General features: G+C 69.9%; 8 protein-coding genes. 4 read left to right on the top strand and 4 right to left on the bottom strand.

Features of this window, described 5'->3' with window-relative positions; all coding sequences use genetic code 11:
- From VNR91_RS09670 to cpaB, 4 genes are all read right to left on the bottom strand, one after another.
- Positions 1-202: hypothetical protein (locus tag VNR91_RS09670; RefSeq protein ID WP_325490556.1), on the bottom strand; the 202-nt coding region annotated here is incomplete at its 3' end.
- Positions 199-1,374 carry a hypothetical protein gene (locus tag VNR91_RS09665; protein WP_325490555.1) on the bottom strand — a complete coding sequence of 392 codons (1,176 nt, stop codon included), beginning with the start codon at positions 1,372-1,374 and terminating at the stop codon, positions 199-201. The genes VNR91_RS09670 and VNR91_RS09665, both read right to left, overlap by 4 nt.
- 4 nt (positions 1,375-1,378) lie before the next feature.
- On the bottom strand, positions 1,379-2,716 hold the full coding sequence (locus VNR91_RS09660; protein ID WP_325490554.1) for a type II and III secretion system protein family protein: 1,338 nt from the start codon (positions 2,714-2,716) through the stop codon (positions 1,379-1,381).
- A complete protein-coding gene (gene cpaB / locus VNR91_RS09655; RefSeq protein WP_325490553.1) occupies positions 2,716-3,621 on the bottom strand; it encodes a Flp pilus assembly protein CpaB in 906 nt (301 codons plus the stop codon). Before cpaB ends, VNR91_RS09660 begins: the two co-directional genes overlap by 1 nt.
- Before the next feature lie 348 nt (positions 3,622-3,969).
- Here cpaB and VNR91_RS09650 point away from each other — a divergent pair, with 348 nt between their 5' ends.
- The 4 genes from VNR91_RS09650 to VNR91_RS09635 all read left to right on the top strand — a co-directional run bounded on the left by VNR91_RS09650 (position 3,970) and on the right by VNR91_RS09635 (position 8,952).
- Positions 3,970-4,659: a response regulator transcription factor gene (locus tag VNR91_RS09650; RefSeq protein ID WP_325490552.1), complete on the top strand. Its 690-nt coding sequence runs from the start codon at positions 3,970-3,972 to the stop codon at positions 4,657-4,659.
- An 84-nt stretch (positions 4,660-4,743) separates the two neighbouring features.
- Positions 4,744-6,405, top strand: a complete 1,662-nt coding sequence (locus VNR91_RS09645; RefSeq protein ID WP_325490551.1) for an MFS transporter — start codon at positions 4,744-4,746, stop codon at positions 6,403-6,405.
- A 1-nt stretch (position 6,406) separates the two neighbouring features.
- Complete coding sequence (locus VNR91_RS09640) at positions 6,407-7,564, top strand: HlyD family secretion protein (protein ID WP_325490550.1); 1,158 nt, start codon at positions 6,407-6,409, stop codon at positions 7,562-7,564.
- Positions 7,561-8,952 carry an efflux transporter outer membrane subunit gene (locus VNR91_RS09635; RefSeq protein WP_325490549.1) on the top strand — a complete coding sequence of 464 codons (1,392 nt, stop codon included), beginning with the start codon at positions 7,561-7,563 and terminating at the stop codon, positions 8,950-8,952. Before VNR91_RS09640 ends, VNR91_RS09635 begins: the two co-directional genes overlap by 4 nt.
- The last annotated feature ends 100 nt before the right edge of the window (positions 8,953-9,052 follow it).

The raw sequence follows: 9,052 nt of genomic DNA, 5'->3' as shown, positions 1-9,052 counted from the left end.
TGCCTTCGTCGATCGTGGTGCGGACCGCGCGCGACGACGCCGCGTCCGCCGCGATGCTGCGCGCCTCGAGCAGCTCGAGCACCTGGTGGAATATCTGGAACTTGGTCGCCTGATAGGCGTCGGTGAGGCCAAAGGCGCGGTCCGCCTCGATCGGCGGGGCGGACGACGGCGACAGCGCCGCGCGGGAAATCGGGCTGCTCATGCCCGCCGCCGCCGCAGGCCGATCGGCGGCAGGATCGCGCGCGGACGCGCGGGCGGGGCCGGATCAAGCCCCTGTGCCGCCGCCCCGATCGCCAGCGCATAGGGCGCGCGCGGCCTGGCCAGCACATAGGGACGACCGACGTTGAGTCCGTTCAGCAGGTCATCGCGCACGTCGGGCAGCGCGATTACCCGGTCGAGCCGCAGCGCCGCGCGCATCTGTTCCGGCGACAGGTCGATTCGCGGACTGCACTGGTCGACCACCAGCACCACACGCCCGGCCACGTCCCCCTGCGCGGGAAGCACGGCGAGCAGGTCTTTCGCGTCGCGCAGCGCGGTCACCGTCTGCGGGCAGACGAGGTGGATCGACGTCGCCCAGTCGGATAGCACGTCGAGCAGCCCCGGTTCCCGGATACCGCCGGCGTTGAGCACGACATCCTTGAACAGCGGGCGGATCGTGCGCAGCGCGGCGAGCAGCCCTTCGTGCGAGATCGCGACCTGATCGGCCGCGCGCAGCGCCAGCGGCAGCACGCTCAGCCCCGACGCTTCGTGGCGGGCGATCGCGGACAACAGCAGCGTGCGGTCCATCCGGCTGATGTCGCGCACCGCGTCGGTCAGCGAATAGGACGCGCCGATATCGAGCGCGGCGCCGGCTTCGCTGGCGGGCAACTGGCAGTCGATGAACAGCGCCTCCTCCGCCCGCGATGCGCGCAGCACCGCCAGGTTGAGCGCGAACAGTCCGCCGCCGCCCCCGGCCTGTGCGTTCAACACCACCGAGAAATTCTGGCGCTCGCCCGACCGGACCTCGCCCAGCGCGGAAAGCCGGCGTTCCAGATGCGCGCGCAGATTGGGCACGCATTCCTCACGATCGAGAAAGTCGGTCGATCCGGCGCGCACCGCGGCGAGCACGTCGGCGGCGTTGTTCGCGTCGCCGATCACCACCACCGGCACTTCCCCCGCCACCGTGACGATGCTGGCGATGATGTGGGGCAGGTTCGCCAGCGTATCGCTGCCGCCCAGTTCGACCAGCACCAGCGTCGGCCGGAGCACGGCCAGTTCGGGCGCGAACTTCGACGGCGCGGTCGGCAGCACGGTGACGCCGGCCAGCTCGATCGCCGCCGCGCGGACGCGACCGATCAGGAACTGGTCGTGGCCGAGAAGGACGACGCGGCGCATCGGCCTAACGGCTCAGGCCGAAGCTGGCGGCGCGCTTCTCGGCGACGCCGGGATGCAGCACGCTTTCCGCCAGATTGGGCGCCGGCGGCGTGCCGGGCATCATCGCGGCGACCTCCGCCTCGGTCAGCGGGTTGACCAGACGGGGGGTCGCGACGATGATCAGTTCGAGCTTTTCGCGACCCTGTTCGGTGCGGCGAAACAGCGAGCCGAGGATCGGGATGTCGCCGAACATCGGCACCTTGCTTACATTGTTCGTGCTGTTGGCGTAGCTGAGCCCGGCGATGACGAAGCTCTCGCCGTCGCCCAGTTCGACCGTGGTGTTCGCTGATCGGCGGCGAAAGGCGGGAATGCTGAAGCCCTGGATGGCGATGCGATTGGCATAGTCCAGTTCGCTAACCTCCGGCGCCAGCTTGAGCGCGATGCGGCGATTGCTCAGCACATAGGGTTCGACGCTCAGCCGCACGCCATATTGGCGATATTCGATGGTGATCGCGCCGGAGCCATTGCCGCCCCCCTGCGGCACCGGGATCGGGACTTCCCCGCCCGCCAGGAACTCGGCCTGTTCGCCCGAGCGCGCGAGCAGTGTCGGCTGGGCGAGCACCTGCGACAGCCCGGTCTCCGACAGCGCGCTCAGCACGCCCAGCAGACCCTTGCCCCGGCTGGCGAGGAACAGGTTGAAGGCGTTCTGCAGCGGCGGGCTGGCGTCGACCTTCAGCCCGGTGCTGTCGAAGTTGAACGTGTTCACCGTGCTCGGCCCGACCAGCGCCGACTGGAACCCGCCGCTCAACTTGGCGAAGTTGAACCCCAGCGACTTGAGCGTGGTGTCGGATACCGCGACGAATCGGACGTCGACGGCGACCATCTGGTTGCCCGCGACCCGCGTCAGATCGGTCACCTTGTCGCCGGTGAGCGCGTTCGCGAGCGACAGGATGCGATCGTGCGTCGCGAGATCGGGCAGCGCGCCCGACAGCACGAATGCGCCCGCGCGATGATCGACCCGCAACGCCTCTGCGCCGGGCTGTTCGGCCAGCCGGCGCGCCAGCTCGGCGGCCTGGATCGACCCCGCCTCGACCACCTCGACCGCATAGTCGGTGCGGCCGCCGTCGCTGACCAGCGTCACGGTGGCGCGGCCCGGCTTGACCCCGCGCAGCTCGATCCGGCGCGCGCCCTGCAACGTCGCCTCGACGATGCCGGGGATGTCGACGATGACCTGGCGGATCGTGCCCGGCGCCGACAGCGTCTCGGTCGCGCCGACCTCCAGCTCGACGGACGTGGCCGCCGTGGCGGGCGCTGCGACGCACAAAGCGGCGAACGCGGCGCAGGGATAGGCGAGCGAGCGCATCAGCGGCCCTTTCCTGGATAGATGATCTGGCGCTGTCCCCCGACGATCAGCTCGACCGGACGGGGTGCCGCCACCGAGCGGCGCGGCGCGTAGGACGGTGGCGCCGCGGCGGCCGCGCGCGGTGCCGGCTCGCCGCCGCGCAGCCCCGCCAGCACGGTGCGCCCGATCGGCACGACCGCTTCGTCGGCGGGATTGCGCAGCACGAGGTAGAAACGCCCCATCTTGCGGGCGAGCGTGAACACGCCGAGCTGCTCGGGCAGCATCGCGAGCGTGAGCGCGCGCTTTTCCGTTACCGGCCGGGCGCCGGCATCGGACTGGGCCGGGGGCGCTTCGCCCAGCGTCGGCCCGACCGTCATCACCTTGATGTTCTGCAGCAGCGTCTGCGCTTCGCTGCGGTCGGGACCGTCGCCGCTGCCGAACGCCTCGCCCGGCAGTACCGTCGCGATGTCGACGATATCGCCCGGCCGCAAGAAGCCGCCGACCGCGATTTCGTCGGTGGTGTCGATGCTGATCACGCGCTGGCCGACCGGGACCAGCATCGCCAGCCCGGCCGCCGACGGATCGGACGAGATCAGCGAATTGAGGATCAGCTGCTGCGGCTGGATGTCGGCGGTAGCGACCCGGCCGATCGCCTGCGTCGGCGACACGATCGAATAGGAGGGCGGCGCACCGACCACCAGCGTCGATTTGAGATCGGCGGCCTGGATGAGCTGGCCGCGCCCGATCGGCCGGGCGGCCGTCACCAGCCGCGACAGGCGTTGATCGGCCCGGTCGCCCGCGGCCGTTTCCACCCGGGCCGGTGCGCCCAGGCGCATCGCACCGAAGATCACCAAGCCGAGTCCCAGAATAGCGCCCAGCGCGATCAGGACCGTTCCGCCTGGTTTGCCGCCCCCCCGAAAATCCATCGCCTGACACCCCAGCATTCACGGGCTGTATTTCCGGCGGAAATATCCGATATGGATATAATCCCGCCGATCGACGCAGTCCGTATTTCAGGGCGAATAGGTGACTTCGATGGGTTACCGTTGCCTGAAGGTAATCACGCGATATTATTTCGATTGGTACGGTGATCTTACCGCATATTTGTTATCTCCGCCGCGGATAAGCTTGTTGTTTACGCATACGGGATTTTTTCTGTACCTCATCCCGGCGAGCCGCATCCTCCCTGCCTGACTCGGGCGGGTGCGGGGGGCGAACAGCAGCGGCGGATCATCGTGCGCCGCGTCGCCCGCTGGCGAAGGGGGGGACGTGCCATGCCGAGCATCGCGGAACCCGGCGGCAGGAGAATGCGGGCCGGGCCGGCGCACCATCCGACGGTGCACGTGGTCGACGATGACGCGCAGGTGCGCCGGGCGGTATGGTTCCTGCTCGAATCCGCCGGCTATGCGCCCAGGGTCTTCGCATGCGGCGACGATCTGCTCGCCGAACTGGACGAATTGCCGCTGGCGCCGGTGCTGGTCGATCTCTGCCCGCCGGGCTTCGCCGGCTTCGATCTCCTCGATCAGGTGCGGCAGCGGACCCCCACGGTGCCGGTGGTGGTGATGAGCGGGCACGGCGATGTCGCCTGCGCCGTCCGGGCGATGAAGTCGGGCGCGATCGATTTCATCGAAAAGCCGTTCGCCGACGACACGCTGCTCACCGCGGTGGCCACGGCGACCGGCGTGTTGGCGCGGACGCTCGCGCAGGGTGAGGCGCAGCGCGACGCGACCCGGCGGATCGCGGCGCTGAGCGCGCGCGAGAAGGAGGTGCTCGCCAGTCTGGCGGCGGGCAAGTCGAACAAGGTGATCGCCTTTGACCTGGCGTTGAGCATCCGCACCGTCGAGATGCACCGCGTGCGGATGATGCGGCACCTGGCGGCCAGGACGCTGGCGGAGGCGTTGCGGCTCGCCCACCTGGCCGGGCTGGACATGGCGATCACGCGGCGCGAGCGGGCGGGCGGCTGAGCGGCGCGTCCGATACCGGCAGGCGCACCGATCCCCGCAGGAACCGCTAGCGAAGGCCCAGCGGTTGGCCTAATCGGAAACGCGATGGCGGAATATGTCTTCAAGCCCCACGAACGACCGACTCTGCCGGGATCGCCGGCCAATCCCGATCACCCCGCCCGCCGCCGCCTGGTCTATTTCGTCATCGGTTGCCTGATCGGGCTGACGGGTGGACTCGGCAACGCGCTGGTCACGGTCAACCTCAATTTCGCGCAGGGCACGCTGGGGCTCAACTCGGATGAGGCGGCGTGGCTGACCGGCGCCTATTACATGACCAACGTCACCGCCAACCTGTTGCTGGTCAAATACCGCCAGCAGTTCGGGTTGCAGCCGTTCATCCGCTGGACGCTCGCGGCCTATGCCGCGACCACGCTGATGCATCTGTTCGTCCACGACTTCAACACGTCGGTCGCGGTGCGCGCGATGAGCGGCATCGCCGCCAGCGGCCTGTCGACGCTGACCGTCCTCTATTTCTTCCAGTCGCTGCCCGCGCCCAAACGGCTGGGGGCGGTGATGATCGGCATCTGCATTCCGCAGCTTGCTACCCCGCTCGCCCGCGTCTTTTCCCCACACCTGCTCGAATGGGGCGACTGGCACAATCTCTACTGGTTCGAGCTGGGCCTGGCGCTCGCCACGCTGGCGGCGGTGTGGACGCAGCCCCTGCCCCCCAGCGAGCGCCAAAAGGTGTTCGAGCCGCTCGACTTCGTCACCTTCGCGCTGCTCGCGCCAGGGCTGTGGCTGCTGATCGCCGTGCTGTCGGAGGGGCGGATCGAATGGTGGACCGAGCGCGCATGGATGGGGTGGGCGCTGGCGGGCAGCGCCGCCTTGATCGCCGCCGCGATCCTGGTCGAGCATCACCGCGACAATCCGCTGATCAACACCCGCTGGCTGGGCACGCGCGAGATGGTGCGGCTGATGGTGGTCGCGGCATCGATCCGCATCCTGCTGTCGGAACAGGCGTTCGGATCGGTCGGGCTGCTCACCGTGGTCGGCATGATCAACGACCAGATGGTCACGCTCAACCTGATCATCGTCGCCGCGTCGATCGCCGGCATGGCGACGGCGGTGCTGACCTTTCGCCCCGACAACCTCACGCCGCCGATTGTCTTCGCCGTAATGCTGATCGTGATCGCGGCGTTCATGGACGCCGATTCGACCAACCTCACCCGCCCCGGCAGCTTCTACCTCAGCCAGGCGCTGATCGGCTTCGCGTCCTCGCTGTTCCTCGCCCAGATGATGGTGATCGGCATCGCCCGCACGTTGCTGGCCGGCGGGCGCAACTTCATCAGCTTCGTCGTGCTGTTCAGCATGAGCCAGAGCGTCGGCGGCCTGCTCGGCGGCACCTTGCTCGGTACCTTCCAGGTCATCCGCGAGAAATTCCATGCGCACGCGCTGATCCAGAACATCGTGATGTCCGACCCGCAGGTGGCCGCGCGTGTCGGCGCGGGTGGCCGCGCGGTCGCGGGGGCGGTGGGCGACCCGGCGCTGCGCAACGCCGAAGGACTGGCGATCCTCAGCCAGCAGGTGACCCGAGAGGCCAATATCCTCGCCTTCAACGACGTGTTCCTGCTGATCGGCGTGCTGGCGATCGTGATGTCGATCTGGGGCTACCTCATCGGCCGGTCGATCCGGCGCCGCAACGAACCCTCGCCGGTGATCCAGCTGGCGCAGATGGCACAACTGGCACAGGCTCAACAGGGACAGTGACATGACCGACCCGCCCACTGGAGGAACGCCCGAACCCGATCCGACCGCCGGACGGGAGGGGCCCGCGGCCGACCCGCAGACCGACATCACCGCGCCCCCTGCCCAATGGCGCCCGCCGGCCAAATCGCGACTGACGATCCTCGCGATCGTCGTGCTGACGTTGTGCGCGGTCCTGGCGATCCTCTACGCATGGAAGCTGCCGCCGTTCGCCGGCCTGTCGGAGCGCACCGACAACGCCTATGTCCGCGGCAAGGTGACGATCATCAGCCCGCAGGTCAGCGGCTATGTCACGACCGTGCCGGTGCAGGACTTCGCCGAGGTCAAGGCCGGGCAGGTGCTGGCGACGATCGACGACCGCATCTATCGCGCCCGCGTGGCACAGGCCACGGCGAACGTCGCGGCGGCGGAGGCCCAGCTGGCCAATTCCGCGCAGGCGCAGCGATCGCGCGAGGTCGCCACCGACAGCCAGAACGCCGGCATCGCCAACGCCCGCGCGCAATTGACCAAGGCGCAGGCCGACATGCGGCGCGCGCAGGCGCTGGTCGCCGACGGATCGATCTCGACGCGCGAGTTCGACCAGACCCGCGCGGCGCTGCTCGCGGCGCAAGCGGCGGTCCAGCAGGCGCAGGCCAGCCGCGCGATCGGCACGCAGGAAGTACGCACCGTGGTGGTCGGGCGCGGCAGCCTGGAAGCGGCGGTCGAAGCGGCCAGGGCGCAGCTGCGGCTGGCGCAGATCGATCTCGACAACACGGTCATCCGCGCGCCCACCGACGGCCAGCTTTCGGAAGTGGGCGTGCGCCAGGGCGCCTATGTCACCGCCGGCACGCAACTGCTGTCGGTCGTGCCGCATACCGTCTGGGTGATCGCCAATTTCAAGGAGGCACAGACCCGCGACATGGCGATCGGCCAGCCGGCGCGGTTCCGCGTCGATGCGCTGGGCGGGGCCGAACTGACCGGCCGGATCGAGAATCTATCGCCGGCGGCCGGTTCGGAATTCGCGGTGCTCAAGCCCGACAATGCCACCGGCAATTTCGTCAAGGTGGCGCAGCGCATCGCCGTGCGCGTCGCGATCGATCCGGGCCAGCAGGCGGCGGCGCGGCTGCGTCCGGGCATGTCGGTCGAGATCGGCATCGACACGCGCGGCGGATCGCGGCGATGAGCGCGCGCGCCCTGGCGATGGCATCGCTGCTGGCGCTCGCCGCTTGCGCCGGGCCGCCGGTCAGGACCGCCGACGTGCCACCGCTAGCGACGCCAGTGGCGTGGCGCACCGACGCCGGCCCGTCAGCGCCGGTCGCGCGCGACTGGTGGCAGTCGTTCGGCGACCCGCAACTGACCGCGCTGGTCGAAAAGGCGCTGGCGGACAACACCGACGTCGCCATCGCCGCCGCGCGGGTGCGCGAGGCGCGCGCCAACGTCGCGCTAGCACGCGCGCAGACGCTGCCGACGATCGACGCGGCGCTGAGCGGCGCGCGGTCGCGATCGGTCAACGCGTTCGGCGCGCCGGTCGAACAGAATGCCGGTCAGCCGCAGCTCCAGATCGCCTACGAAGTCGACCTGTTCGGCCGCCTCGCCGACCAGAAGGCGGCGGCGCGCGACGCCTATTTCGCCAGCGCGGCGGCGCACGACGCGGCGCGGCTGTCGGTCGCGGCGGCGGTGGCCAGCACCTATGTCACGCTGCGCAGCCTCGACGCCCGGCGCGCGGTGGCGCAGGAAACGGTGCGCGCGCGCTCCGAATCGCTGCGCATCGCGCGGTCGCGGGTCGACCGGGGCTATTCGCCGAAGCTCGAGCTGGAACAGGCGCAGGCCGAATATGCCGCGACCGCGCAGATCGTGCCGCAGATCGAACTGGCGATCGCGCGCAGCGAGGATGCGCTGAGCCTGCTGACCGGCGAGACGCCGCGCGCGATCGATCGCGGCGCGACGCTCGACCGGCTGACCGCGCCACCGGTGCCCGACGGGCTGCCGTCCGACCTGCTCCGCCGCCGGCCCGACGTGGCGCAGGCCGAATATCAACTGGCCGCATCCGACAGCAACCTGGCGGCCGCGCGCAAGCGGTTCCTGCCCCAGGTGCGACTGACGTCATCGGCGGGCGCCGCCTTTTCCAGCCTGCTCACCGATCCGATCACGATCTGGTCGATCGGCGGCAGCATCCTGGCGCCGCTGTTCGAGGGCGGACGGCTGACCGCGCAGGCGGAGGCATCGGCGGCCCAGCGCGACCAGGCCGCCTTCGCCTATCGCCGCGCCGCGCTGACCGCGTTCCGGGAGGTCGAGGACGCGCTGGCGGCGGTGACGCTGGGCGACCGGCAGATCGCCTTCGCGCAATCGCAGCGCGACGCGCTGGCGGAAGGATTGCGGCTGGCGACCAACCGTTACCGGGAGGGCTATTCGCCCTACCTCGAACAGCTCGACGCGCAGCGCGGGTTGCTCGGGGCCGAACTGGCGCTGGCCCAGCTTCGCGCCGACACGCTGATCGCGCGAATCCAGCTGTTCCAGGCGATGGGCGGCGGCTGGACCGGCATCGACGCCGCGGACGCGCCGGCGCCGTAGCCGGCGCGCGTCAGCCCAGCCCGCCGCCCAGCGAGCGATAAAGCTCGATCAGGTTGCCCGCCCGCGTGAGGCGCGTCGTGACGAGCTGCTGCTGCGCGGC

The organism is Sphingomonas sp. (assembly GCF_035555815.1).
Lineage (GTDB): Bacteria > Pseudomonadota > Alphaproteobacteria > Sphingomonadales > Sphingomonadaceae > Sphingomonas.
Note: the sequence above shows the minus strand (reverse complement) of the source record. Positions and strands in the feature narration are given on the sequence as shown.